The 25,349-nt window shown below is 68.4% G+C and carries 28 protein-coding genes; 19 read left to right on the top strand and 9 right to left on the bottom strand.

The window, feature by feature from the left end; genetic code table 11:
* Positions 1–17 precede the first annotated feature (17 nt).
* Positions 18–500, bottom strand: a complete 483-nt coding sequence (locus tag G6N24_RS18690; RefSeq protein WP_197743097.1) for a DsrE family protein — start codon at positions 498–500, stop codon at positions 18–20.
* 95 nt (positions 501–595) lie between these two features.
* Between G6N24_RS18690 and ttfA the strand changes: the two genes are divergently transcribed.
* The 5 genes from ttfA (at position 596) to G6N24_RS18665 (ending at position 4,484) form a co-directional block, all read left to right on the top strand.
* Positions 596–1,462 (top strand): trehalose monomycolate transport factor TtfA, encoded by an 867-nt coding sequence (gene ttfA, locus G6N24_RS18685; RefSeq protein ID WP_085160089.1) that lies wholly within the window; start codon positions 596–598, stop codon positions 1,460–1,462.
* Between the two features lie 84 nt (positions 1,463–1,546).
* Positions 1,547–2,320, top strand: coding sequence for an SDR family NAD(P)-dependent oxidoreductase (locus G6N24_RS18680; RefSeq protein WP_085160087.1), 774 nt, complete (start codon positions 1,547–1,549; stop codon positions 2,318–2,320).
* An 82-nt stretch (positions 2,321–2,402) separates the two neighbouring features.
* A complete protein-coding gene (gene pyrE, locus G6N24_RS18675; RefSeq protein ID WP_085160108.1) occupies positions 2,403–2,939 on the top strand; it encodes an orotate phosphoribosyltransferase in 537 nt (178 codons plus the stop codon).
* Positions 2,940–2,949: 10 nt separating this feature from the next.
* Positions 2,950–3,843, top strand: coding sequence for a hypothetical protein (locus tag G6N24_RS18670; protein WP_085160085.1), 894 nt, complete (start codon positions 2,950–2,952; stop codon positions 3,841–3,843).
* On the top strand, positions 3,840–4,484 hold the full coding sequence (locus G6N24_RS18665; RefSeq protein ID WP_085160106.1) for a TrmH family RNA methyltransferase: 645 nt from the start codon (positions 3,840–3,842) through the stop codon (positions 4,482–4,484). Before G6N24_RS18670 ends, G6N24_RS18665 begins: the two co-directional genes overlap by 4 nt.
* A gap of 105 nt (positions 4,485–4,589) precedes the next feature.
* Here G6N24_RS18665 and G6N24_RS18660 read toward each other — a convergent pair whose 3' ends face one another.
* Together G6N24_RS18660 and G6N24_RS18655 are read right to left on the bottom strand one after the other, a co-directional pair.
* Positions 4,590–4,805: a dodecin family protein gene (locus tag G6N24_RS18660; protein ID WP_085160083.1), complete on the bottom strand. Its 216-nt coding sequence runs from the start codon at positions 4,803–4,805 to the stop codon at positions 4,590–4,592.
* Positions 4,806–4,822: 17 nt separating this feature from the next.
* Entirely contained in the window at positions 4,823–5,788 is a 966-nt protein-coding gene (locus tag G6N24_RS18655; protein WP_085160081.1) for a LysR family transcriptional regulator, read from the bottom strand.
* A gap of 22 nt (positions 5,789–5,810) precedes the next feature.
* On the opposite strand from G6N24_RS18655, the gene G6N24_RS18650 reads away from it, so the two are divergent.
* The 10 genes from G6N24_RS18650 (at position 5,811) to G6N24_RS18605 (ending at position 15,991) form a co-directional block, all read left to right on the top strand.
* A complete protein-coding gene (locus tag G6N24_RS18650; RefSeq protein ID WP_169716075.1) occupies positions 5,811–6,941 on the top strand; it encodes an XdhC family protein in 1,131 nt (376 codons plus the stop codon).
* A gap of 115 nt (positions 6,942–7,056) precedes the next feature.
* On the top strand, positions 7,057–7,947 hold the full coding sequence (locus G6N24_RS18645) for an FAD binding domain-containing protein (protein ID WP_085160079.1): 891 nt from the start codon (positions 7,057–7,059) through the stop codon (positions 7,945–7,947).
* 59 nt (positions 7,948–8,006) lie between these two features.
* Positions 8,007–8,486: a (2Fe-2S)-binding protein gene (locus tag G6N24_RS18640; RefSeq protein ID WP_085160077.1), complete on the top strand. Its 480-nt coding sequence runs from the start codon at positions 8,007–8,009 to the stop codon at positions 8,484–8,486.
* Positions 8,483–10,891 carry an aerobic carbon-monoxide dehydrogenase large subunit gene (locus G6N24_RS18635; protein WP_085160075.1) on the top strand — a complete coding sequence of 803 codons (2,409 nt, stop codon included), beginning with the start codon at positions 8,483–8,485 and terminating at the stop codon, positions 10,889–10,891. Before G6N24_RS18640 ends, G6N24_RS18635 begins: the two co-directional genes overlap by 4 nt.
* Positions 10,892–11,611 (top strand): XdhC family protein, encoded by a 720-nt coding sequence (locus G6N24_RS18630; RefSeq protein WP_085160072.1) that lies wholly within the window; start codon positions 10,892–10,894, stop codon positions 11,609–11,611. It begins immediately after the preceding gene.
* Complete coding sequence (locus G6N24_RS18625; protein WP_085160070.1) at positions 11,608–12,180, top strand: nucleotidyltransferase family protein; 573 nt, start codon at positions 11,608–11,610, stop codon at positions 12,178–12,180. The genes G6N24_RS18630 and G6N24_RS18625 overlap by 4 nt, the downstream gene beginning before the upstream one ends.
* Positions 12,177–13,046, top strand: a complete 870-nt coding sequence (locus G6N24_RS18620) for an AAA family ATPase (protein WP_085160068.1) — start codon at positions 12,177–12,179, stop codon at positions 13,044–13,046. The genes G6N24_RS18625 and G6N24_RS18620 overlap by 4 nt, the downstream gene beginning before the upstream one ends.
* 13 nt (positions 13,047–13,059) lie before the next feature.
* Complete coding sequence (locus G6N24_RS18615) at positions 13,060–13,665, top strand: SRPBCC family protein (protein WP_085160066.1); 606 nt, start codon at positions 13,060–13,062, stop codon at positions 13,663–13,665.
* A gap of 60 nt (positions 13,666–13,725) precedes the next feature.
* Entirely contained in the window at positions 13,726–14,877 is a 1,152-nt protein-coding gene (locus tag G6N24_RS18610; protein ID WP_275996341.1) for a vWA domain-containing protein, read from the top strand.
* Positions 14,878–14,893: 16 nt separating this feature from the next.
* Positions 14,894–15,991, top strand: a complete 1,098-nt coding sequence (locus G6N24_RS18605; RefSeq protein ID WP_085160062.1) for a glycoside hydrolase family 76 protein — start codon at positions 14,894–14,896, stop codon at positions 15,989–15,991.
* An 8-nt stretch (positions 15,992–15,999) separates the two neighbouring features.
* Here G6N24_RS18605 and G6N24_RS18600 read toward each other — a convergent pair whose 3' ends face one another.
* On the bottom strand, positions 16,000–16,674 hold the full coding sequence (locus G6N24_RS18600) for a VTT domain-containing protein (protein WP_085160060.1): 675 nt from the start codon (positions 16,672–16,674) through the stop codon (positions 16,000–16,002).
* A 61-nt stretch (positions 16,675–16,735) separates the two neighbouring features.
* Between G6N24_RS18600 and fbaA the strand changes: the two genes are divergently transcribed.
* A complete protein-coding gene (gene fbaA, locus G6N24_RS18595) occupies positions 16,736–17,770 on the top strand; it encodes a class II fructose-bisphosphate aldolase (protein WP_085160058.1) in 1,035 nt (344 codons plus the stop codon).
* 71 nt (positions 17,771–17,841) lie between these two features.
* Here fbaA and G6N24_RS18590 read toward each other — a convergent pair whose 3' ends face one another.
* Positions 17,842–18,690: an Rv0361 family membrane protein gene (locus tag G6N24_RS18590; RefSeq protein WP_085160056.1), complete on the bottom strand. Its 849-nt coding sequence runs from the start codon at positions 18,688–18,690 to the stop codon at positions 17,842–17,844.
* A gap of 44 nt (positions 18,691–18,734) precedes the next feature.
* On the opposite strand from G6N24_RS18590, the gene G6N24_RS18585 reads away from it, so the two are divergent.
* The gene (locus G6N24_RS18585; RefSeq protein ID WP_085160100.1) at positions 18,735–19,148 is read left to right on the top strand and encodes a DUF3151 domain-containing protein; all 414 of its coding nucleotides are present in this window, start codon (positions 18,735–18,737) and stop codon (positions 19,146–19,148) included.
* 6 nt (positions 19,149–19,154) lie between these two features.
* Here G6N24_RS18585 and G6N24_RS18580 read toward each other — a convergent pair whose 3' ends face one another.
* Genes G6N24_RS18580 through G6N24_RS18570 form a run of 3 tightly spaced genes read right to left on the bottom strand, consistent with a single transcriptional unit; the run spans position 19,155 to position 21,522 of the window.
* On the bottom strand, positions 19,155–20,054 hold the full coding sequence (locus G6N24_RS18580; protein ID WP_085160054.1) for a cation diffusion facilitator family transporter: 900 nt from the start codon (positions 20,052–20,054) through the stop codon (positions 19,155–19,157).
* Between the two features lie 49 nt (positions 20,055–20,103).
* A complete protein-coding gene (locus G6N24_RS18575; protein ID WP_085160052.1) occupies positions 20,104–20,874 on the bottom strand; it encodes a site-2 protease family protein in 771 nt (256 codons plus the stop codon).
* A 9-nt stretch (positions 20,875–20,883) separates the two neighbouring features.
* Positions 20,884–21,522, bottom strand: coding sequence for a peptidase M50 (locus tag G6N24_RS18570; RefSeq protein WP_085160050.1), 639 nt, complete (start codon positions 21,520–21,522; stop codon positions 20,884–20,886).
* A gap of 89 nt (positions 21,523–21,611) precedes the next feature.
* Between G6N24_RS18570 and G6N24_RS18565 the strand changes: the two genes are divergently transcribed.
* Positions 21,612–22,934, top strand: a complete 1,323-nt coding sequence (locus tag G6N24_RS18565; protein ID WP_085160048.1) for an adenylosuccinate synthase — start codon at positions 21,612–21,614, stop codon at positions 22,932–22,934.
* Positions 22,935–22,948: 14 nt separating this feature from the next.
* Positions 22,949–23,596 (top strand): PaaI family thioesterase, encoded by a 648-nt coding sequence (locus G6N24_RS18560; protein WP_407938712.1) that lies wholly within the window; start codon positions 22,949–22,951, stop codon positions 23,594–23,596.
* Here the strand turns inward: G6N24_RS18560 and G6N24_RS18555 are convergent, their stop codons facing one another.
* Positions 23,597–24,922 (bottom strand): PPE family protein, encoded by a 1,326-nt coding sequence (locus tag G6N24_RS18555; protein ID WP_139822376.1) that lies wholly within the window; start codon positions 24,920–24,922, stop codon positions 23,597–23,599.
* Positions 24,923–25,349 lie beyond the last annotated feature (427 nt).

Below are 25,349 nucleotides of genomic sequence, written 5' to 3'. Positions count from 1 at the left end.
ACCGCTCGCGTACACGCTTACGATTCCGAAATCTTGACGTATCCCTGCTGGTCGAGCTGGGTCAATCTGGCCATGGCATTCCTGTTGATCTTGATTCCGGGGATCAAGTCGGCATTGCCCCAGCCGTTGGCCTTGGCGGTAACGCCGCAAAGCTCAACTTGCACGCCCTTCTGCATAAGGTCCGCGACGACGGGCCGGTACGGATTGCCGGTGGCGATGTGTCGGTTCGCGTTGTATGCCTGGTCATCCAGGGTCACGTGTCCGGCGTTCGTGTGGAACACGACCACCACCCGCGACTGCGCGCTCCAGTCCGCGGCATCGTCAGCGATGAGTCCCGCGTGCAGTAGAACGGCTGGCATGTCGCCCTCGAATGTGAGCGATGCCACGCTGAACACGACCTTTAACTCATCGAGATGGACCGGAATGTCGATCTGCAGCGAATCGTCTGGAAGAGACACCTCATTACTCCTGTTCCCGGCGAACCCGGGCTCGGCCGGCACCTGACCGAACCACGCTACGACTTAGCAAACCTTGATTCGCTTGTGACCTGGTCGCATTCCCGGTTCTGGGCCGACAGCAGATAGGCTGTTCACCGATGGTCCCACTCTGGTTCACGCTCTCCGCGCTGTGCTTCGTCGGTGCGGTGGTGTTGCTGTACGTCGACATCGATCGACGCCGTGGGCGCAGCAGACGCCGTAAGTCGTGGGCGCGCTCGCACGGATTCGACTACGAGCGCGAATCGACCGACATACTCAAGCGCTGGAAGCGCGGCGTGATGTCGACGGTGGGTGATGTCCCCGCCCACAACGTGGTGCTCGGTCAGATCCGCGGCGAGGCGGTGTACATCTTCGACCTCGAGGAGGTCGCCACGGTGATCGCGCTGCACCGCAAGGTGGGCACCAACGTCGTGGTCGACCTGCGGCTCAAGGGCCTGAAAGAGCCACGGGAGAGCGACATTTGGCTGCTGGGTGCGATCGGGCCGCGCATGGTGTACTCCACCAACCTGGACGCGGCCCGGCGGGCCTGCGACCGGCGCATGGTCACCTTCGCCCACACCGCACCGGACTGCGCCGAGATCATGTGGAACGAGCAGAACTGGACGCTGGTCAGCATGCCGATCGCCAGCACTCGCGCCCAATGGGACGAGGGCCTTCGCACTGTGCGCCAATTCAACGACCTGCTGCGGGTATTGCCGCCGCTGCCCGCCGAGACCGCTCAGGAAACGGGGGAGCGGCGCAATGTCGCGCCGAGCCGTCCGTTGGCGCCGGCCGGGCGAGCGGAGTTGCCACCCAGGCGCGCCCAGCAGGATGTGGCCGGGCTATTGGGTGATGCGGGCCGCGGGGCGCGGCCGGAGCCGGTGCGCCGCGAGGAGCCGGTGCGCCGTGACGACGGGCGTCCGGACCCCGGTCGACGCCCGCCGCCGGGACGCAACGGCAACCAGGCGCCGCATCTCCAGCGCTGACGACGAGCAGACGCAGACTCGCCCATTTCGCGGTCGAAATGGGCGATTCTGCGTCTGCTCGCGCTGAGCACTACGCTGTCGCACATGCCTCGCCCCGTCGCCCTGATCACCGGACCCACGTCCGGGATCGGCGCGGGCTACGCGCGACACTACGCGCGCGACGGCTATGACCTGGTTCTGGTCGCCCGCGACGTCGACCGGTTGAAGCGATTGGCCACGGAACTGGGCGGCGACGCCGGCAACATCGAGATCCTGCCCGCCGACCTGGCCGAGCCCGTCGACCGCGAGAAGGTCACCGCCCGACTCGCCGCGGGGGTTCGGGTGTTGGTGAACAACGCCGGCTTCGGCGTATCCGGCGAATTCTGGACGGCCGATCCAGCCCTGCTGCAGGCGCAGCTCGACGTCAACGTGACCGCGGTGCTGCACCTGACCCGGGCCGCGCTGCCGGCCATGCTCGACGCCGGCGCTGGGACCGTCATCAACATCGCCAGCGTCGCGGGGCTGCTGCCCGGAAGGGGGTCGACCTATTCGGCATCCAAGGCCTGGGTGATCTCGTTCACCGAGGGCCTGGCCGGCGGTTTGCAGGGCACCGGCGTCGGCGTGCACGCCGTCTGTCCGGGCTTCGTGCACACCGAGTTTCACGCGCGGGCGGGCATCGACATGACCAAGCTGCCGTCGTTCGTGTGGCTCGAGGTCGACGACGTGGTCCGCGAAAGCCTCGCCGATATCGCCGCCGGCAAGGTGATCAGCGTCCCGGGCATGCGGTACAAGGCGCTGGTCAGCGTCGGGCGGGTGATTCCGCGGCGCCTGCTGCGCGCCGCTACCAGGCGGGTCGGCGGTGGCCGTGGCCGGACTTGAGCGTGGCGACGATGCGCGCCGCATCGCGGCGCGAGGTGGGGGTACCCCCAGCCGCGGAGCGGCGAGGGGGCGAGGTGGGCAAATCGGACTTGAGCGTGGCGAGTTGGCGGAGCTGGTGCGTCGGCTGTCGGTGGTGCACGGGCGAGTCACGCTGTCGTCTGGCAGACAGGCCGACTATTACGTCGACCTGCGCCGCGCCACCCTGCACCACCGGGCCTCGGCCCTGATCGGCCGGCTGATGCGTGAACTCACCGCCGACTGGGAGTACTCGCTCGTCGGCGGCCTGACCCTGGGCGCGGATCCGGTCGCATGCGCCATCATGCACGCGCCCGGCCGTCCGATCGACGCGTTCGTGGTCCGAAAATCGGTGAAAACCCATGGGATGCAACGACTTATCGAAGGGTCCGAGGTCTCCGGCCGGCGGGTGCTGGTGGTGGAGGACACCAGCACCACGGGCGCCTCGGCGTTGACGGCCGTCCGCGCCGTCCAGGATGCCGGTGGCGACGTGGTCGGTGTGGCCACCGTGGTGGACCGCGCTACCGGCGCCGCGGAAGCCATCGAAGCCGAGGGACTGCCGTACCGCAGCGTGCTGGGGCTTACCGACCTGGGGCTGGGCTAGGCCGCCGGCTGTGCGAGTTGTCCCTGCGTTGGCCGTCGCTTTGTCCTGCCTGGTGGCCTGCTCCGGTTCGAAACCAAGTCACATCTATGGCGCCCGGAGCGCCCGGGCCGGCGAATCGGTGGTGGTGCTGGGCTGGAACATGGCGGTGTCGAATCTGCGGTGGAATGGCGACTATGTGCTGATCGACGTTGATGCCTCCGCGACGGACCCGCACGCGCCACACGCCAAGCCCGAGGACATCCGGTTCGGCCTCTACGGCGCGCTGGCCCATCCGATGGAGTCCCCCGGGCTCGGAAGCTGCGACGACGCGATCGTCCGTGTGCGCGGCATCGATTCGCCGCTGTCGGCGCCGCACGACCGGCTCACCGGCACGGTGTGTCTGGGCCCGCTGAAGGACCGAAGCGCGGTGCGCGGCGTGTACACCTACTCGCCGCGCGATCGGATCCCGGCTACGTCGGCGGCCTATCCGGCCGCGTTTCCCGTGGGGATGTTGCCGACCAACGGAAGCGACACCGGCGTGGTAATCAAGACCACCAGCGTGTCAGCCTGGCGCGCCGACGGTACGCCGTTGACCAAGGCACAGCTCGGTGATCCGGCCGCGTTCACCGGCGACGGTTATATGCTGCTGGGGTTGGAAGCCGACGCCCTCGCGGCCCGGTATCACGACGATTCGGCCGCCCGCGGTGGGCCGATGATGCTGCTGGCGGCGCCGACGTTGCCGGGCCGCGGACTCAGCCCGGCCTGCAGTGCCTACGGGTCGTCGGTGCTGATCCTGCCTGATGCGTCGTTGGACGCGGTGCGCGTCAACGCGTCGCTGTGCACCCAGGGGGAGATCAACGAGGCGGTGCTGTACGCGACGGTGGCGATCGCGGGCACCCACGCGGCGGTGTGGACGGCGCGATGAACGAACCCGGGCCTACCGAGTGGGGGACATCGACCGGAGGCGTCGGGCCCTGGGAAGGCGAGCCTCCGGACGACCCCCGGTATGACCCAATCCTGTTGCGCGACGGTGATACTCGCAACGTCGTCGACGCCTACCGGTACTGGACCCGGGAGGCGATCATCGCCGACATCGACAGGCGCCGGCATCGGCTCCACGTGGCGATCGAGAACTTCGGCCACGACGCCAACATCGGCTCCGTGGTGCGCACCGCCAACGCGTTCGCCGTCGACACCGTGCACATCGTCGGCCGTCGGCGCTGGAACCGCCGCGGCGCCATGGTCACCGACCGCTACCAGCGATTGCGCCATCACGACAGCACCGCGGCGCTGCTGGATTTCGCGGCGGGCGCCGGCTTGACCGTGGTCGCGGTGGACAACGTCCCCGGGGCGGCGCGGCTGGAGCAGACCGCGCTGCCGCGGGATTGCCTGTTGGTGTTCGGTCAAGAGGGTCCGGGGATCACCGACGACGCCCGCGCGGGTGCGGCCATCACGGTGTCGATCGCCCAGTTCGGCTCGACGCGCAGCATCAACGCCGGCGTCGCCGCCGGGATCGCGATGCATGCCTGGATCCGGCAGCACGGGGACATTTCGCGCGCCTGGTGAAATCGAGTGTGCGCCGACGGCTTCGAGCCTGCGGTGACGGCGGGAAGTTGGCCGAATTTTCCGCCCTGTACGCAGGCTCGACGGGTCGACGCGTCTCGTCAGCAGTCAGCGCGGTTGCGGCGGCCTCATCTTGAACGAGACCTCGAGCTTGATGCGGAAGGTGATCTTGCCGGAGGCGTCCACCGCCATGTCCTGCTCGATGACCCGGGCGACGCGGATGTCGTCGACGCTTGCCCGCGCCCGCTCCACCGCCTCCGACGCGGCGTGCTCCCACGACGTGGGGCTGGTCCCGATGATGTCGATCACCTTGTAGACGCTCATGGGGGTAGAGCGTATCGCTAACTCCAGAGCGTGACGTGGACCTTGGGCCGGAACCTCGTCACGCCGACCCCGCTGCCCCGGATCATCGCCTGGATGCATCGCGGCGTGGTGATGAAGCGAACCAGTTCGGACACGGCTGGTTGGCGGGCCGACGGCGCCAATGTCGTCGCGCACCACTCGCCCGCCTTATCGAGGCCCGGGCCGGTCACGTGCACCAATCGCCCGTCGGCCAGATCCTTGGCGACTGCGAAGCCGATGGTCAGCGCGGCACCGCCGACGCGCTGGACCTCCTCCAGCGCGGCGGCGTCGCTCTGGAAGATTCGTTGTTGCGACTCCGGAATTGCCAAGGCGCGCAACATGGTTGAGATCTCACCGCCCGCACTGCCGGCCGACGGGCCGAGCATCCACTGTTGGTGACGCAACAGCGCGGGCGTCGGAATGCCCACGGCCAAGGGGCTACTCGGCGCCACAACGGTGATGATCTGATACTTCAGGAAGGGCCGTATGAACAGCGAGCTGTCGGAACCGATCGAGCTCTCACTGGCCGGACCGATCGCGATATCGACTGCTCGCGCGCAGATCAGGTCGCGAAATCGGCTCGTGGGATGCACGCTCAACTCGACGGACAGATCGTCGGCCCGGGACGAGAAGAGCTCGATCAGGCCCGGCGCGGCGTGTTCGGCGAAGGTGGACGACGCGGCGATGCGCAACAGCCGACGCCCGTGGGCGGCCTCGGTGACCTCGATCGCCGTTTGCTGTTGCAGGCCCAGGATTTCCACGGCGCGGCTGGCCAGCCGCAGCCCGCCGGGCGTGAACGCCAGCCCGGCGCCGGTCCTGGTGAACAACGCGTCGTCGAGCTCCTTGCGCAGCGCGGCGATATGCATCGAGACCCCGGCGTCGGAAAGGCCCAATTCCGCGGCGGCCGCTCGCACCGAGCCCAACCGCACCACCGCCGAATAGGCCCGAAGTTGAGCCGGGGTCATGGAACGAGCCTACGTTGGATGCGTGCGTGACGTGCTTGCCGAGCTGATGTCGATCTGGCGCGCGGGGGGCACCGCCGGGCTGGGGACGGTGGTGCGGACGTTCCGGTCGGCGCCGCGGCCGCCGGGTGCGGCGATGGTGGTGGCGCCGGACGGTTCGGTGAGCGGGTCGGTGTCGGGTGGTTGCGTGGAGGGCGCGGTATACGAGGCCGCCGCCGAGGTGGCGAACACCGGGACACCGCGGCTGGAACGGTACGGCGTCAGCGACGACGCCGCCTTTGCGGTGGGTCTGACGTGTGGTGGCGTCATCGACGTCTTCGTCGAGTCCGTGTCGCGGCCCACGTTTCCCGAACTTGACGCGGTGGCCGAGGACATCGACGCCGACCGGCCGGTGGCGATCGCGACCGTCATCGCCCATCCGGATGCTCGGTGGGTTGGGCGCCGGCTCGTCGTCCGTCCCGACGCCACGGCGGGATCGCTGGGTTCGCAACGGGCCGACGCCGCCGTCACCGACGACGCCCGGGGCCTGCTCGCGCTGGGCCGCAGCGAGGTCCTCACCTATGGGCCCGACGGGCAGCGCCTGGGTGAAGGCATGGAGGTGTTCGTGTCCAGCTGCGCCCCGCGCCCGCGGATGCTGGTGTTCGGCGCCATCGACTTCGCCGCCGCCCTGGCCCGGCAGGGCTCGTTCCTCGGCTACCGGGTCACCGTCTGCGACGCCCGCGCGGTGTTTGCCACGCCGGCGCGCTTTCCGACGGCCGACGAGGTCGTCGTCGATTGGCCCAACCGCTATCTGGCTGCCCAGGCGGAGGCGGGCGCCGTCGACGAGCGCACGGTGATCTGCGTGCTCACCCACGACCCGAAGTTCGACGTCCCGGTGCTGGAGGTGGCGCTGCGCCTGGATGTCGGATACGTGGGGGCGATGGGATCCCGCCAGACGCATGACGACCGGCTGGGCCGGCTGCGCGCGGCGGGGCTGACCGACGCCGAGCTGCGCCGGTTGTGCAGCCCGATCGGGCTGGACCTCGGCGCGCGCACGCCCGAGGAGACGGCGGTGTCGATCGCGGCCGACATCATCGCCCGGCGGTGGGGCGGCGGCGGGCGCCCGCTGGCCGAGATCGTCGGCCGAATCCACCATGATGCGCAGGTAGAAGGCTAGTGGTGGTCGCGAGGCCGGCGAAGCCGGTTGAAGCGGGCCGCCGCCATTCAGGCCAGTTCAGGGATTGCTTAACTCGATATTGACGCCCATTTAGTAGCGGCCGACACTGAGGCCCATGCAAGTACCTGGGCCCTTTGAGTACGAACGTGCAACCAGCGTCGACCACGCCATCGGACTACTGGATCGGTTGGGCGAGACGGCGAGAGTGGTCGCCGGGGGGCACAGCCTGCTGCCGATGATGAAGCTGCGCATCGCCAACCCGGAGTACCTGGTCGACATCAACGACCTGGTGCCCGAGCTGGGATACGTGATCACCGATCCGACCCTGGTTCGCATCGGTGCGATGACCCGGCACCGCGAGATCCTGGAGTCGGACAGGTTGGCCGCCGTGTGCCCGATCTTCCGTGATGCCGAGCGGGTGATCGCCGACCCGGTGGTCCGCAATCGGGGCACCCTCGGCGGTTCGCTGTGCCAGGCGGACCCGGCCGAGGATCTGTCGACCGTGTGCACCGTCCTGGGCGCGGTGTGCCTGGTGCGCGGGCCGTCGGGCGAACGCGAGATTGCGATCGACGACTTCCTGGTTGGCCCGTACGAGACGGCGCTCGCCCACAACGAGATTCTGATCGAGGTGCGCATCCCGGTGCGCCACAAGACGTCTAGTGCGTACGCGAAAGTGGAACGGCGGGTGGGAGATTGGGCCGTCACCGCGGCCGGGGCGGCGGTGACACTGGACGGTGACGTGATCGTCGCCGCGCGGGTGGGCCTGACCGCGGTGAATCCCAATAGGACGGCGCTCGCCGAGCTTTCCGAGGCGCTCGTCGGCCAGCCCGCCACAGAGGAATCCTTCGCCGAGGCGGGCCGCCGCGCGGCCGAGGCCTGTGAGCCGGTGACCGATATGCGCGGCACCGCCGACTACAAGCGCCACCTGGCCTCCGAACTGACCATCCGCACCCTGCGCAGCGCCGCCGAACGCGTGCGCAACCAGCCTGAACCGGAAGGGAATTAAGGCGATTGTAAGCGCGGCGAAGCCGGGCGCAACGGGTCGCCGCCAGAAAGGAATTAGCCATGCAAGTAAGCATGACCGTCAACGGCGAACAGGTGACCGCCGAAGTCGAACCCCGGATGCTGCTGGTGCATTTCCTGCGGGATCAATTGCGGCTCACCGGAACTCACTGGGGATGTGACACCAGCAACTGCGGAACCTGCGTTGTCGACGTGGACGGTGTGCCGGTGAAGTCCTGCACGATGCTGGCCGTGATGGCATCCGGGCACAGCGTGCGGACCGTCGAAGGGCTCGCGGGTCCCGACGGCTCTCTCGACCCGGTGCAGGAAGGGTTCATGCGGTGCCACGGGCTGCAATGCGGTTTCTGCACACCGGGAATGATGATCACCGCCCGCGCCCTGCTGGACCGCAACCCCGACCCCGACGAGCAGACCATCCGGGAGGCGATCTCGGGGCAGATTTGCCGGTGCACCGGATACACGACGATCGTGCGCTCCATCCAATGGGCCGCACAGCACTCCACGGTAAAGGCCGAGTCATGACTACTTTTAAAGAGGGGGCGTCCCGTCCACCCTCCCCCGAGGACCTGGCCGACAACGACCAAAAGCCGTGCGGCCACGGCCGGATGCTGCGCAAGGAGGATCCCCGTTTCATCCGGGGCCGCGGCACGTACGTCGACGACGTCGTGCTGCCGGGCATGCTGCACCTGGCGATCCTGCGCTCGCCGTATGCGCACGCCCGGATCGTCGGCATCGATGTGACTGCCGCACAGGCACATCCGAAGGTCAAGGCGGTGGTGACCGGCGCCGACCTGGCCGCAAAAGGCCTGGCCTGGATGCCGACGCTCGCCAACGACGTGCAGGCCGTGCTGGCCACCGACAAGGTGCGCTTCCAGGGCCAGGAAGTCGCGTTCGTCGTGGCCGAGGATCGGTACTCGGCCCGCGACGCGTGTGAGTTGATCGACGTCGAATACGAGCCGCTGGAGCCCGTCGTGGATGTCCGCACGGCGCTGGACCCGTCGGCGCCGGTGATCCGCACCGACCTCGAGGGCAAGACCGACAACCACCTCTTCGACTGGGAGACCGGCGACGCGGCCGCCACCGAGGCCGCGTTCGCGAAGGCCGACGTCGTCGTCAAGCAGGAGATCGTCTACCCCCGGGTGCACCCGGCGCCGATGGAAACCTGTGGGGCCGTTGCCGATCTGGACCCGGTCACCGGCAAGCTCACGCTGTGGACCACCTCGCAGGCGCCGCACGCGCACCGCACGGTGTACGCGTTGGTCGCCGGCTTGCCCGAACACAAGATCCGGGTGATCTCACCTGACATCGGCGGCGGCTTCGGCAACAAGGTGCCGATCTATCCCGGCTATGTGTGTGCGATCGTGGGCTCGCTGGTGCTGGGCAAGCCCGTGAAGTGGATGGAGGACCGCAGCGAGAACCTGACCTCCACCGGCTTCGCGCGCGACTACATCATGGTCGGCGAGATCGCCGCCACGAAAGACGGCAAGATACTGGCGATCCGGTCCAATGTGCTGGCCGATCACGGAGCGTTCAATGGCCAGGCGGCGCCCTTGAAGTATCCCGCCGGGTTCTACGGGGTGTTCACCGGCAGCTACGATATCGAGGCCGCCTACTGCCACATGACCGCCGTGTACACCAACAAGGCGCCCGGCGGGGTGGCCTACGCGTGCTCGTTCCGGATCACCGAGGCGGTGTACTTCGTCGAACGGTTGGTGGACTGCCTGGCGTTCGAGCTGAAGATGGATCCGGCCGAGCTGCGGTTACGAAACCTATTGCGGCCCGAGCAATTCCCGTATACGAGCAAGACGGGCTGGGTGTATGACTCGGGCGACTACGAGGCCACCATGCGCAAGGCCATGGACATGATCGGCTATGAGGCGCTGCGTGCCGAGCAGAAGGAGCGCCGTGCCCGCGGCGAGCTGATGGGCATCGGCATGTCCTTCTTCACCGAGGCCGTCGGGGCCGGCCCGCGCAAGGACATGGACATTCTCGGCCTCGGCATGGCCGACGGCTGCGAGCTGCGCGTGCACCCGACGGGCAAAGCCGTTGTGCGGCTTTCGGTCCAGACCCAGGGCCAGGGCCACGAGACGACGTTCGCGCAGATCGTCGCCGAGGAGCTGGGCATCCCGCCCGACGACATCGAGGTGGTGCACGGCGACACCGACCAGACACCGTTCGGGCTGGGCACCTACGGCAGCCGCTCGACACCCGTCTCCGGCGCGGCCGCGGCACTGGTCGCACGCAAGGTCCGTGACAAGGCGAAGATCATCGCGTCGGGCATGCTGGAAGTTTCGGTCGCCGACTTGGAGTGGGAGAAGGGCAAGTTCCACGTCAAGGGTGATCCGTCGGCGGCGGTGACTATCGCCGACATCGCGATGCGCGCGCACGGGGCGGCCGATCTGCCCGAGGGCATCGAGGGCGGGCTGGACGCCGAGGTCTGCTACAACCCGTCGAATCTGACCTACCCGTACGGCGCGTACTTCTGCGTGGTCGACATCGATCCGGGCACCGCGGTGGTGAAGGTGCGCCGCTTCCTGGCCGTCGACGACTGCGGCACCCGGATCAACCCGATGATCATCGAGGGCCAGGTGCACGGTGGCATCGTCGACGGAATCGGGATGGCGCTGATGGAAATGATCGCCTTTGACGAGGACGGCAACTGCCTGGGCGGGTCGCTGATGGACTACCTGATCCCCACCGCGCTCGAGGTACCGCACCTGGAGACCGGCCACACCGTGACGCCGTCGCCGCATCACCCGATCGGCGCCAAGGGCATCGGTGAATCGGCCACCGTGGGATCGCCGCCCGCGGTGGTGAACGCGGTGGTGGATGCGTTGGCGCCGTTCGGGGTTCGGCATGCCGACATGCCGTTGACGCCGTCGCGGGTGTGGGAGGCGATGCAAGGTAGAGCGAGGCCACCGATCTAGATGACGATCACCGAGCGGGCTCAGCAGCTGTTGGCGGCACGCACACCGTTCGTGCACGCGACGGTGGTGCGGGCGCAACAGCCCACTTCGTCGCGTCCCGGCGACGAGGCGATTCTGTTGGCGGACGGCACCATCGAGGGTTTCGTCGGCGGCCATTGCGCGCAGAACTCGGTGCGCAAGGCCGCGCTAGGCGCGCTGCAAGCCGGTGAAAGCGTGCTGCTGCGGGTGCTTCCCGACGGCGACGTGCACTTTCCCGAGGCCCCCGGCGCCTGCGTGGTGGTCAATCCGTGTCTGTCGGGAGGGTCGTTGGAGATTTTCCTGACGCCGCAGCTGCCACCGCCGCTGATCCGAATCTACGGCGCCACACCGATAGCCGACGCGCTGACCCAGCTGTGTGGCCTGTTGGGCTACGAGGTGCGCCGCGACACCGACCTGGGTGACACCACCGCCTCGCCCACCGCCATAGTGATCGCCAGCCACGGCGGTCCGGAGGCCGAAATCATCCGTGCCGCACTCGGTTCCGGCGTCAGTTATGTAGGACTGGTGGCCAGCAAGGTTCGCGGCGCGGCGATCCTCAACGAGCTCGAACTCACCGACGCCGAGCGGGCCCGCGTGCACACCCCGGTCGGGTTGGCCATCGGCGCCAAGACCCCGGCGGAAATCGCGGTGTCGATCGCCGCCGAACTCATCACGGTCCTGCGCGGGACAGCCGGGGCATGACGGTCACCGGTGTCGTGCTGGCAGCCGGGGGCTCCAGCCGGCTGGGCACACCCAAACAGCTGTTGCCATACCGGGATACGACGGTGCTCGGGGCGACTCTCGATGCGGCTCGCCGCGCCGGGTTCGACCAGCTGATCGTCACCCTGGGCGGCGCCGCCGACGCGGTGCGCGACCAGATGCCCCTGGACGACGCCGACGTGGTGGTGGTCGAGGACTGCGGCGCCGGTTGTTCGGCGTCGCTGCGGGTCGCATTGGGACGGGTGGACGCCGAAGCCGCCGGCATCGTGCTGATGCTCGGCGATCAGCCGGGGGTGGATCCCGCGACGCTAAGGCGGCTCATCACCGAAGGGCCGGACACGGACGTCGCGGTGTGCCGCTACGCCGACGGCGTCGGTCACCCGTTCTGGTTCGGCCGCAAGGTGTTTGGTGACCTCGCGCGCCTGCGCGGCGACAAGGGCGTCTGGAAATTGGTGATGTCACGTCCGGTTCGCGAGCTTTCGGTCGACGGTCCCATCCCGCTCGACGTCGACACCTGGGACGACTACCGGCGGCTGGTGGAGTCGTCGTGACCTTCGAAAGCCCGGACGACGTCGTCCGCCAGTTTGACGCACAGGACTACCTGCTGGACACCGGGACCGCGTCGGCGATCTACCTGGCGGTCACCCTGCCCAGGCCGCTGCTGCTGGAGGGTGAGCCCGGCGTCGGCAAGACGACAGCGGCGAAAACCCTCGCGGCGGTGCTGGATACCACATTGGTCCGGCTGCAGTGTTACGAAGGCCTGACCGCGAGCGAGGCGCTCTACGACTGGAACTATCAGCGTCAGCTGCTGTCGATCCGGCTGGCCGAGGCCCGGGGCACGGGCATCGACGAGGCAGATCTATACACCGAGGAATATCTCGTCGATCGCCCCATCCTGCAGTGCGTGCGACACCACGGCCCGGCACCGCCCGTGCTGCTGATCGACGAAATCGACCGGGCCGACGACGAATTCGAGGCGCTACTGCTGGAGTTTCTCGGGGAATCCGCGGTCACCGTTCCGGAGCTGGGCACGTTCGTCGCCCAGCGGCCGCCGATCGCGGTGCTGACGTCCAACCGCAGCCGCGACCTGCATGACGCACTGCGACGCCGGTGCCTGTACCACTGGATCGACTATCCGGAGCCGTCCCGGGCGGCGGCGATTGTCCGCCGGACGGTGCCCGGGGCTACCGCGCCGTTGATCGAGCACGCCACCCAATTCGTCGGCAGGGCACGCGATCTCGACCTGGACAAGCCGCCCGGGGTGGCCGAGACGATCGACTGGGTGGCGGCCCTGGTGTCGCTCGGCGTCGCGGACCTGGTAGCCGACTGGGCCCTGGTTAGCCTGGGGGCGCTGGCCAAGACACCCGACGACCGTAGGCTGATCCGTGACGCGTTCGTTGAGTACACCGGGGCATGAGAGGACTTCACGAATGAAGATCGCCAACCAGTTCACCGTCAGCGCGCCCATCGAGCAGGCCTGGGACGTGCTGTGCGACCTGGAGCAGGTGATCTCGTTGATGCCCGGCGCGCAGCTGACCGGCCATGAGGGCGACGACTACCTCGGCAAGGTGAAGGTCAAGGTCGGGCCCGTCACCAGCGAATTCAGCGGCAAGGTGCATTTCGTCGAGCAGGACCGCGACCAGCACCGCGCCGTCATCGACGCCAAGGGCAAGGAGGCGCGTGGCACCGGCAACGCGGCGGCCACGGTCACCGCACAACTGCGCGAGGCCGGGGATCGCACCCACATCACCGTCGACACCGACCTCAAGATCGTCGGCAAGCTGGCGCAGTTCGGCAGCAGCATGTTGCAGCAGGTGTCGGAGAAGCTGTTGGGCCAGTTCGTGGAGTCGCTGGAAGCCGAGCTCAAAGCCCAAGCCCAAGAGAGCCCGCAACGCGCCCAGCCGGAACCCTCCGAACCCGAGCCCATCGATCTGCTGGACCTCGCCGGCGGCGACCGGCTCAAGAAATTCGGTCCGGTGCTGCTGGCGGTGCTCGCCGCGCTGGTGCTGATCTGGGTCCTGCGCAGGCGGCGTTAGCCGCCCGTGGACAGCCCATTGCTGTTGCCGGGCGTCGATTTGGCGGCGTTTGCGGCCGCCATGGTGACGCGGCTGCGCGGCGTTGGGGTACTCGTATCCGCCAGCGGCCCAGCGAGTTTCGTGCAGGCGCTACGGTGCCTGGTGCCGCGGACCCCGTCGGCGCTGTACTGGGCCGCGAGGCTGACCTTGGTCAACCGGATGGAGGATCTTGGCGCCTTCGACGCCGTGTTCGCAGCCGTGTTCGGCACCGTCGAGCCCGACGGCAGGCACGGCCCCGGTCCGTCTCTGCCGCTCCCCGGCCCCAACACACCCGCGGCCGGCGTCGCGCACCGCGGCGGCAGATCCGGTGTGCCGGCCCAATCCGTGCCGTGGGTCGCGCGGACAACCACGGATCAGGACCGGACCGACCACTCGAGCATCCGGCTGCCCGACGTCCTGCCCAGCCGCATCGCAGCGCTGGCCGACGAACCGTTTGACCAATTCGATCCCGACGACCTCCGCGTGATCGGCTCCTGGCTGGAGACGTCGGCTGGGCGCTGGCCGCGGCGGCGCAGCCTGCGATTCGAACCCAGCCCGCACGGCAAGCGCATCGACCTGCGCGCGACGATGAACGCGTCGCGGTCGACCGGCTGGGAATCGGTGATCTTGGCGCGAACCCGGCCGCGCCGGCGGCCCCGGCGGGTGGTGCTGGTCTGCGACGTGAGTCGCTCGATGCAGCCCTACGCCGCGATCTATCTGCATTTGATGCGGGCTGCGGCGCGCCGCCAGGCGGGGGTGCGGGCCGAGGTCTTCGCGTTTTCGACGTCGTTGACCCGGCTCACCTCGGTGCTATCCCACCGCTCGGCCGAGGTGGCGCTGCAGCGCGCCAACGCAAAGGTGACCGACCGATATGGGGGCACGTTCATCGGCCGCAGCATCGCCGCGCTGCTGGCCGCGCCGCACGGCAACGCGCTGCGCGGCGCGGTGGTGATCATCGCCTCCGACGGATGGGACAGCGATCCTCCCGACGTTCTCGAACACGCGCTGGCCCGGGTGCGTCGCCGCGCGGAGCTGTTGGTCTGGCTCAACCCACGCGCCGCGCATGGTGGGTTCCAGCCGCTGGCCGGTTCGATGGCGGCGGCCCTGCCCCATTGCGATCTGTTCCTGCCGGCGCACTCGTTGACGGGGCTGCGCGAGTTGCTCCTGGCCCTGGCCGACAGATCCGGCCGGTAGGGCAGGATCAGATGGCATGGATCAGGTATGGGCGAATCGGGCCGCCAGCTCCGAAGCCGCCGTCACGCGACGGCACCTGAGACGGCTCTGGGGGCTGCCGGGAACGCAGCTTGCGGTGGTGGCCTGGCCGTCGGATCGCAAAGACCGACTGTTCGGTATCTGGCACTACTGGTGGCAGGCGCATCTGCTGGATTGCCTGGTCGACGCGCAGCTGCGCGACCCGCAGCCCGAACGGCGCACCAGGATCAACCGGCAGGTCCGTGCGCACCGGCTGCGCAACCACCTCTCGTGGATCAACAACTATTACGACGACATGGCGTGGCTGGCGCTGGCGCTAGAGCGGGCCGCCCGGGTCGCCGGGGTCGAGCGCCGGCGCGCGCTGCCGAAGCTCACCGACCAGTTCGTCAAGGCCTGGGTCCCCGAGGACGGCGGCGGCATCCCGTGGCGCAAGCAGGACCAGTTCTTCAACGCGCCGGCCAACGGCCCGGCGGGTATTTTCCTGGCCCGCTCCGGCGGCCGGATGCGGCGGGCCCAGCAAATGGCCGACTGGATCGACGAAACCCTCATCGACCCCGATACGCACCTGGTGTTCGACGGCATCAAGGCCGGCTCGCTGGTGCGCGCGCAATACACCTACTGCCAGGGCGTGGTGCTCGGACTGGAGACCGAACTCGCCGCACGCACCCACGACGACCGGCACGCGCCGCGCGTGCACCGCCTGGTCGCGGCCGTCGGCGAACACATGGCGCCGTCGGGCGTGCTGAAGGGCACCGGGGGCGGGGACGGCGGCCTGTTCGCCGGCATCGCCGCCCGATACCTCGCGCTGGTGGCCACCGCGCTGCCGGGTGACTCGGCCGACGACGTGACGGCCCGCGACACCGCCCGCGCCATCGTGCTGGCCAGCGCGAAGTCGGCGTGGGACTACCGCCAGACGCTCGACGGGTTGCCGGTCTTCGGGGCGTTTTGGGACCGCGACGCGGAGCTACCGACCGCCGGCGGCGCCCGGGCGCGGTCCGTCGAGGGCGCGGTGAGCGGATCCGAGGTTGCCGAGCGGGATCTGTCCGTGCAGCTGTCCGGCTGGATGCTGATGGAGGCCGCTCATAGCGTCGCTTGAGTGCTGGGTCACTCGGGTAGCGCCGGCTCGCTCCTGGCCGCCTGGCGTCGCGACCGGTAACCCCGCCAGGCCGCCGTCATCACCGGCAAGAGCGATACGAACAGGATCGCCAGGATGATCTCTTGCAGGTTGTGGTGCACGAATGGCACGTTGCCCAGGAAGTATCCCGCCAGCGTGACACCGGCGCCCCAGAGGATACCGCCGACGATGTCGAACGCCAGGTACACCGGATAGCGCATGTACGACACCCCGGCGATCACCGGCACAAACGTCCGCACGAACGGCGCGAACCGGGCCAGGATGATCGCCCAAGGCCCGTATTTCTCGAAGAACGCATGCGACTCGGTCACGTAGTGCTTCTTGAAAAACCGGGAGTCTTCCCTCTTGAACAGCGCCGGGCCGATCCGGCGCCCAATGAAATACCCGGTTTGGTCGCCCAGCACCGCGACCACCGCGACGCAGGGCGCCAGCACCCCGATGGTGACCGGTGGGTGCGGTTGCGCGGCCAGCAGCCCGCCGGTGAACAACAGCGACTCGCCCGGCAACAACGGAAACAGCAGGCCGGTCTCGACGAAGACGATGATCAGGATCCCGGGCAACACCGCGGTCCCGAAGACGCCGTTGGCGCCCAACCAGTACATCGGGTCCAGGATGTCCGGCAGGGCCAGCACGGCGGTGCTCACGGTGTCTCAACATACCGGCCCTGCGATACTTAAGCGGTCCCAGTCTTCAGGAGGAAGTTCCATGCCCATCGCAACGCCCGAGGTCTATGCCGAAATGCTGGGCCGCGCCAAAGCGAATGCCTACGCCTTCCCGGCCATCAACTGCACCTCTTCGGAGACCGTCAATGCCGCCATCAAAGGATTCGCCGACGCCGGCAGCGACGGTATCATCCAGTTCTCCACCGGTGGTGCGGAGTTCGCGTCCGGCCTCGGGGTCAAGGACATGGTGACCGGCGCGGTGGCGCTGGCCGAGTTCACCCACATCATCGCGGACAAATACCCGATCAACGTCGCCCTGCACACCGACCACTGCCCGAAGGACAAGCTCGACGGCTACGTGCGACCGCTGCTGGCGATCTCGTCGGAAAGGGTGCGCAAGGGTGCCAACCCGCTGTTCCAGTCGCACATGTGGGACGGTTCCGCGGTGCCGATCGACGAGAACCTGGTCATCGCGCAGGAGCTGCTCAAGGAGGCGGCGGCCGCCAAGATCATCCTGGAGATCGAGATCGGCGTGGTCGGCGGCGAAGAGGACGGCGTCGCCAACGAGATCAACGAAAAGCTGTACACCGACCCCGAGGACTTCGAGAAAACGATCGAGGCCCTAGGCGCCGGTGAGCACGGCAAGTACCTGCTGGCCGCGACTTTCGGCAACGTGCACGGCGTCTACAAGCCCGGCAACGTCAAGCTCCGCCCGGACATCCTGGCCCAGGGGCAAAAGGTGGCAGCGGCCAAGCTGGGATTGCCCGACGACGCAAAGCCGTTCGATTTCGTCTTCCACGGCGGTTCGGGTTCGCTGAAATCCGAGATCGAGGAGGCGCTGCGCTACGGCGTGGTGAAGATGAACGTCGATACGGACACCCAATACGCGTTCACCCGCCCCATCGCCGGCCACATGTTCACCAACTACGACGGCGTGCTCAAGGTCGACGGCGACGTGGGCGTCAAGAAGGTCTACGACCCGCGCAGCTACCTCAAGAAGGCGGAGGCTTCGATGACGGAGCGGGTGGTCGAGGCCTGCAACGACCTGCACTGCGCCGGAAAGTCCCTCACCAGGTAACGCCGAGAAGACGCAAAAGCGCCCTTTTTCGTGCCGAAATGGGCGCTTTTGCGGCTGCTCGCGCCACCTGGCTAATTGCTCGGGGACTGGCAGATCTTCCACTGGTCGTCGCGGAACTGCAGGTCGAGGCTGCGGGTCGAGCGCACCTGCGGGTCGTAGGCCATGAACGTGGTGATGTTGGCCTCGGCGTGCTGGCCGTTGACGACGACCTGGTCGATGCTGGCGATCACCGGATATTGTTTGGCCGCCGAAACCCGGCGGTATGTTTCCGCCCAGGAGCGCTCGTCGTATTCCACGTAGCCGTCCCGGGTGGCGCCGCAGGTGATGCTGCGCAGCGTTGTCAGGTCGCCGGTCTGGATCGCGACGTCGAAGGCTTGGATGGTGTGCCGCACCTGGTCTTCCTGCGAGATGTGCGAATGTTTGCTGCGGGTCAGCAGCACGGTGCCCAGGATGGCGATCGCCGCCAACGCCAGGACGATCACGACCACCGCCAGCACCCAGCCCCAGACGCGTTGACTGGACGCCCGGGGCCTTGCCCCCGTCCTGGCCGGGATCGATTGTGGCACAGCAGTTTTGGGCGGCATAGCGATCGGTGGCGGGGGCGTTGGCGGGTGCCCGGTCGGCGCCTGGGGGGTGTGAAAGACTTCCGTCGCAGGATCCGGCGATGTGGCGATGACCTGAGTCTCTTTCGCGTCGAAGCCGGGCGCGGTGAACCGCCGTTCGGGCTTTTCGTCGGATTTCGCAGCGCCCGGGGCCTCCTCGGGATCCGGTGTGCTGATCACCACGGTCTCGGTTTCTGCGTCGCGGGTGATCAGAGGCTGGTTTTCGGTGCCTTGTCCGCCCGGATTTGCGGTCCGCTCGCCGGCCGGTTCGCCCCTAGATTCGGTGTGTTCACGGTCGGACTCCGGTGGGTTGGGCATGAATGGAGCTTAGCGACCCGCGGTAGAACGGCAGAATGGAAACCATGACGCCGATGGGTGATCTCCTGGGACCCGATCCGATCCTGCTGCCCGGCGACAGCGACGCCGAGGCGAAGCTGCTTGCCAACGAGAACCCGGCCATCGTCGCCGCCGCGCATCCGTCGGCCTCGGTGGCCTGGGCCGCGCTCGCCGAGGAGGCACTGTCCGACGACAAGGCCGTCACGGCCTATGCGTATGCCCGCACCGGCTACCATCGCGGCCTGGACCAGCTGCGTCGCCACGGCTGGAAGGGCTTCGGCCCGGTGCCGTATTCGCACCAGCAAAACCGCGGCTTCCTCCGGTGTGTGGCCGCGCTGGCCCGGGCGGCCGAAGCCATCGGTGAGACCGACGAGCAGCTACGCTGCCTGGATTTGCTCGATGACTGCGACCCGGCGGCCCGCGCCGCGCTGGGGTTCTAGCGGGTCCTAGCACTCGGCCGAGCAGCCACGAGTACTGTCCGGCGGCTCCACCTGCACGGTGGCATGCTCCAGCCCGCGGGCGGCCAGCACGGCACGTGCGTCGCCCAGCACGCGGGCCGAGTCGCCCTCGCTGGTCAGGTGCGCGGTGACCATGTCCTTGCCGGGCGAGAGGGTCCACACATGCAAGTCGTGCACCCCGGTCACGCCGTCGACGGCGCCCAGGGCCAAACGCAGCTCTTCGACGTCGATGTGGCTGGGCGACGACTCGGACAGGATGCGCAACGCGGCACGGGCCAGCCCGATCGCCCGCGGCAGTACCCACATCGCCACCAACACGGCGACCACCACGTCGGCGTAGGGCCAGTGCGTCGTGATGGTGACCACCCCGGCAATCAGCACGCCCACGCTGCCGACGGTGTCGGCGATGACCTCCATGTAGGCGCCCTTGACGGCCAGGCTGCCCTCGGAGTGCGAACGCAGCAACAGCGCGACCACCAAGTTGGCGGCCAAGCCGGCCAGTGCCACCACGATCATCGGCACGCCGGGGATGGCGGGAGCCGCGCTCAGCCTTTCTAGGGCCTCGACGAGGATGAACAGCGCGACGCCGATCAGCAGCACGGCGTTGGCCACCGCGGTGAACACCTCTGCGCGATGCCAGCCGTAGGTGCGGTTGGGTGACGCGCTGCCGCGGCGGGCCAGCACGACGGCGCCAAGTCCCATGAATACGGCAACGACGTCGGTGAGCATGTGCCCGGCGTCGGCCAGCAGGGCGATCGAGTTGATCAGCAGCGCCGTGGCCAGTTCCACCACGAAGAACGCCGCCAGGATCGCCGCGGCGATGATCATTCGCGGGATCATCCGCGACGCCTCGGTCTCGGCGGGGGTGTGATTGTGTCCGGCGCCCATGGCGAGCAATATATGCGCGTTGACGCATATATTGCAAGAGGCAAATAAGTCAGAGCCAGGCGCTCCAGAACCGGGTCAGCGCGTTGCCGACGGCGGCCAGCCAGTGCGGCACGCCGGACAGGTCGAAGAAGAAATACACGACCCCGAACAGCAGTCCGCTAAGCGCCGGTGTCAGGAACAGAAACAGCAGGAAAAGCATCGCGAACTGCTTGGCCGGAGCCAGCGCGCGCTGCGTCTCGGGGCTCAAGTGCGGCTCGAGCGCGTCATAGCCGTCCAGACCGGGGATCGGCAGCAGGTTCAGCACCACCGCGGTGAGTTGCAGGAACCCCAGGAACGCCACCCCAGCCCAAAACACCGCGTAGGCCGGGTCGTAGAACAACCGTGTTGCCGTCAGCAGCAGCGCGGCCAGTACGAGGTTGGTTGCCGCCCCCGCCAAACTGACCAGGGTGCGGCGCGTCGTCGTCATGAACCAGGTCTGCACGTAGACCGCGGCGCCCGGCAGGCCGATCCCGCCCAGCGCGACGAAGAGCATCGGCAGGCCGAGCGACAGCAGGGGATGGCTGTAGCGCCGCGGATCCAGCGTCAGGTAGCCGCGCGCGGCGACGTCGCGGTCGCCGAATCGCCAGGCGGTGAACGCGTGCCCGAACTCGTGCAGGCAGAGCGACACCAACCAGCCCGCGATCACGAAGAGGAAAACTCCCGCGTAGGCCATCGGGCGCACGGTCGCCCCGGCCAGCCAGGCCAGCGCGCCCCCGACGGCCGTCAATCCGATGAGGCTCAGAAAGATCGGACTGGGCCGAACGGATTCGCGCAGGCTCACCGGTCGAAACTACCGGACCAGCAGCCACCCCTCGACGTTGCGGTAGAACGTCGATCGGCGCACGGCGCGTGCCGCCGGCACACCGTCGCGGACCACCGTCGCGCCCGTGGTGCCCAGCTGGACCGCGCGGCCCGTCATCCACCGCTGCCGCCTGCTTGCCCTGGCGCGCAGGCCCGGCATGGTCGCCGTCGGCTCGATGCACACCCCGGCGACATCGCCGTCGAACAGCACCGTGTCGTCGACCACGGCCTCGCCGTGGATCAGCTGCCGCTCGGCAGTAGGAAGCCAACGTGCCCGGCCCACGATTACCGAGCCGGTCTCGTCGCGGATCAGCGGCACTCGCCGGGCCGACCCACGCAGGGCGCGCCGCGCCGCGCGGCGACCGGCGGGCAAGCCGTGGATCCGCGTTGCGGCGGTGCGCCTGCGGGGTGCGTAGCCCACCTCGATATCGAGCCGGTCGGCGCGCAGCAGCCGGGTCAGCACCGCGGCCAGGTCCGGGTCGGCGCCGGCGACGATCAGCCGCCGGTAGGGTCCCGGGACAGCGGTCAAGTCGTCTTGATGGGTGGGCAGGCCGGCCAACAGGGCGGGTGTGGAGCGATCGCCAAAAAGCAACACCGCCACGCCGGGGGTGTTCTCCGCCGCATCCATGACACTCCTCGTTAACCGCTGAGTAGGGTAGGTCACCGGCTGGACCACAATAGGCGGGCGCGACCCGCGAGAGCAGGTGGGAGCAAGTCATGCCGGCAATCGTCCTCATCGGCGCCCAGTGGGGCGACGAGGGCAAGGGTAAGGCCACAGATCTGCTCGGCGGCCGCGTCCAGTGGGTGGTGCGCTATCAGGGCGGCAACAACGCCGGGCACACCGTCGTCCTGCCCACCGGCGAGAACTTCGCGTTGCACCTCATCCCGTCCGGCGTGCTGACGCCCGGCGTCACCAACGTCATCGGCAACGGCGTGGTGGTAGATCCCGGGGTCCTGCTCGGCGAACTGCACAGCCTCGAAGAGCGCGGCGTGGACACCTCCAGGCTGTTGATCTCCGCCGACGCGCACCTGCTGATGCCCTACCACGTCGCCATCGACAAGGTCACCGAACGCTACATGGGCAGCAAGAAGATCGGCACCACCGGCCGTGGCATCGGACCCTGCTATCAGGACAAGGTCGCCCGCATCGGGATCCGGGTCGCCGACGTGCTTGACCCGGACCAGCTGGCCCACAAGGTCGCGGCCGCGCTCGAGTTCAAGAATCAGGTGCTGGTCAAGATCTACAACCGCAAGGCGCTGGAGCCGGCGCAGGTGGTCGAATCGCTGCTGGAGCAGGCCGAGGGTTTTCGCCATCGCATCGCCGACACCCGGCTGCTGCTCAACGCCGCGCTGGAGGCCGGTGAAACCGTGTTGCTGGAAGGCTCCCAGGGCACCCTGCTCGACGTCGACCACGGCACCTATCCCTATGTGACGTCGTCGAATCCGACGGCGGGCGGCGCGGCCGTCGGCTCCGGCATCGGCCCCACCCGGATCAGCACGGTGCTCGGAATCCTCAAGGCCTACACCACCCGGGTGGGCTCCGGCCCGTTCCCCACCGAGCTGTTCGACGAGAACGGCGAATACCTGTCCAAGACCGGCGGCGAGTTCGGGGTGACCACCGGGCGACGCCGCCGCTGCGGCTGGTTCGACGCCGTCGTCGCGCGCTACGCCACCCGCGTCAACGGCATCACCGACTACTTCCTGACCAAGCTCGACGTGCTCTCCAGCCTTCAGACGGTGCCGGTGTGCGTCGGCTATCGGATCGACGGGGTGCGCACCCACGAGATGCCGATGACCCAGAGCGATCTGTGCCGGGCCGAACCGGTTTACGAGGAAATGCCGGGCTGGTGGGAAGACATCTCTGCGGCACGCGAATTCGGCGACCTGCCTGTCAAGGCGCGTGACTATGTGTTGCGACTGGAAGAGCTTGCCGGAGCACCGGTTTCGTGCATCGGTGTCGGCCCGGGACGGGATCAGACGATCGTCCGCCGCGACGTTCTGCTGGGGGCACCACCCGCATGCGGGGGAGCCCGCTCGTGACCGATTATTCTTTCTTGCGCCCGGAAGACCTACCTCCAGAAGATCCCGAATATGGGCACCACGGCGGCTTTCCCGAATACGGCCCGGCCAGCCCCGGCCCGGGCTTCGGCCGATTCGTGGCGACCATGCGCCGGTTGCAGGACTTGGCGGTGTCCGCCGATCCCGGCCCAGACGCTCAAGACGTGTGGGACGAGGCGGCCGAGCGCGCCGCCGCGCTGGTCGAGTTGCTGGGCCCGTTTCAGGCCGCTGAAGGCAAGGCGCCGGCCGGCCGGACCCCTGATTTGCCCGGCATGGGCAGCCTGTTGTTGCCGCCGTGGACGTTGACCCGGTACGGCCCCGAGGGTGTCGAGTTGGGGGGATCCTTCAGCCGGTTTCATGTCGGGGGCAATTCCGCCGTGCACGGTGGTGTGCTGCCGCTGCTGTTTGATCACATGTTCGGCATGATCGCCCACGCTGCCGGACGGCCGATTAGCCGGACGGCCTTTCTGCACGTGGATTACCGCAAGATCACGCCGATCGATGCGCCGTTGGTCATGCGTGGACGAGTCAGCAGGATCGAGGGCCGCAAGGCGTTCGTGTCCGCCGCATTGGTCGACGGTGACGAGACGGTGCTGGCCGAAGGCAACGGCCTGATGATTCGGCTGTTGCCCGGCCAGCCCTGACTACTGGTTGGGATTCGGCGGCACCACGATGATGGTCGCCCCGGGGATGGCCGCCAGAGTCGCCGCCAGGTTCGCCACCACGCCGGGCGGCAGGCCTTGCGGTAGGCCCGGTATCCCCGCGGCGGAGGCCGCCGCGGGGACCGCGGGTGGGCTCGTCGCCGGTCTGGTGGCAGCCGCGCCTCCGCCGCCGGCCGCCGCCGGTGCGGCGGCGGCCGGGGCCGGTGAGGAGCCACCACCGCGGGCCGCAAGCCCGGCCAGGCCGGTACCGGCCAAACCTGCCGTCGCCATTGCGGTGTAGGAGCCGTCCGAGGCGCCCGTCAGGAACATCGGGGTCGCGCCGGGGAACATCGCGGCGACCTGGCGCACCGCGGGCGGAAGCATCCAGCTCTGCGGCACCGAGAGCCCGCCGACATTGGCGGCGTAGCCGGAAAACGCGGCGATCGGCGGTTGGGGCGGGGTCGTCGTCCTGCCGCCGGGGGCCGAAGAGCTTCCCCTGCCGGTGGACGGGCCACCTTCGGGGCTCTGTAGCGCCTGCTCGCGGTGCCAAGCCTTGTCGTCCTCGTCGACCACGTCGTGGCGATAGATCTCGCCCAGCTGCGCTCCCGACACGGCCAAGGAGCTTGCCGCGACTACCACGGCTGCGGCCACCAGAAGGTCAAGATCCTCGAAGGGGTTGGGGATGGCGTTGAAGGGCGGGGGTAGGAAGGACTGCAGGGTTGGTAGGACGCTAACGCCCTGGGCGGGGTTTGCGGCGGCGGCCTGGGCCGCCGGCGTCGCGGTTTGGCTCAACAGCCCCGCTTCGGTGGTGGTCGCCGGTGGCGGGGTGAACGGCGTGAACTGCGATGCGGCCGCCGAGGTGCCGGCATAGCCGTCCATCGCCACGACGTCCTGGGCCCACATTTCGCCGTACTGCGCTTCGCTGGTTGCGATCGCCGGGGTGTTCTGCCCAAAAATGTTGGTCTGGATCAGCGACATCATCGTGCTGCGGTTGGCCGCGATCGCCGCCGGGGGCACGGTCGCCGCGTACGCCGACTCGTAGGCGTTCGCGGCGGCCAGGGCCTGGGCGGCGGCCTGCTCGGCCGCGGCGGCGGTAGCCCTCATCCACGCCACGTACGGGGTGGCCGCCGCCGCCATCGACAGGGCCGAAGGGCCTCGCCATTCGTCGCCGGTGAGCCCGGAAATCACCGCGGTGTAGGAGTCCGCCGTCGCATTAAGTTCGTTGGCCAGCCGCTCCCAGGCGGCGGCCGCCTGGATCAGTGGAGCCGAGCCGGGGCCGGAATAGATTCTGGCTGAATTGATTTCCGGTGGAAGCGCCCCGAAGGCCATCGTCATCGCTCAGCGCCTCCCGGGCCGGCCGATGCCCGTGTCGTCACGAAAGGCATGGACTCTCCTTTGCCGACTCTCCTTTGCCGACTCTCCTCCGTCGAAGTGTCCGGTCCGCCAAGGGGCTCCCGCTGCCGCACAATGGATTTTCGGTGCCCGGAGTCTCGGCGAGCGTGACTGGGGCGCATGCCGATTCAGGCGGAAACCACGCCGGTGCCGGATCGGATAGCGAAACCGTCGCAAGCCGGATCGCTCGGGTCGTCAATAGTCGCTCACTCGCCCCCACCTCCTTACGGCAAAGGTACACAGGCAGATGTCAGCAGGGTTGCATAAACAGCCAAAAAATAGAGTCGAGACACGGCCTAATCATGTGGTCGTTCCGGCGCACCTATCCTTGAGCGACATGGCGTGGGGCAATGACTGCAGCGGG

The organism is Mycobacterium lacus (assembly GCF_010731535.1).
Taxonomy (GTDB): Bacteria; Actinomycetota; Actinomycetes; order Mycobacteriales; family Mycobacteriaceae; genus Mycobacterium; species Mycobacterium lacus.
Note: the sequence above shows the minus strand (reverse complement) of the source record. Positions and strands in the feature narration are given on the sequence as shown.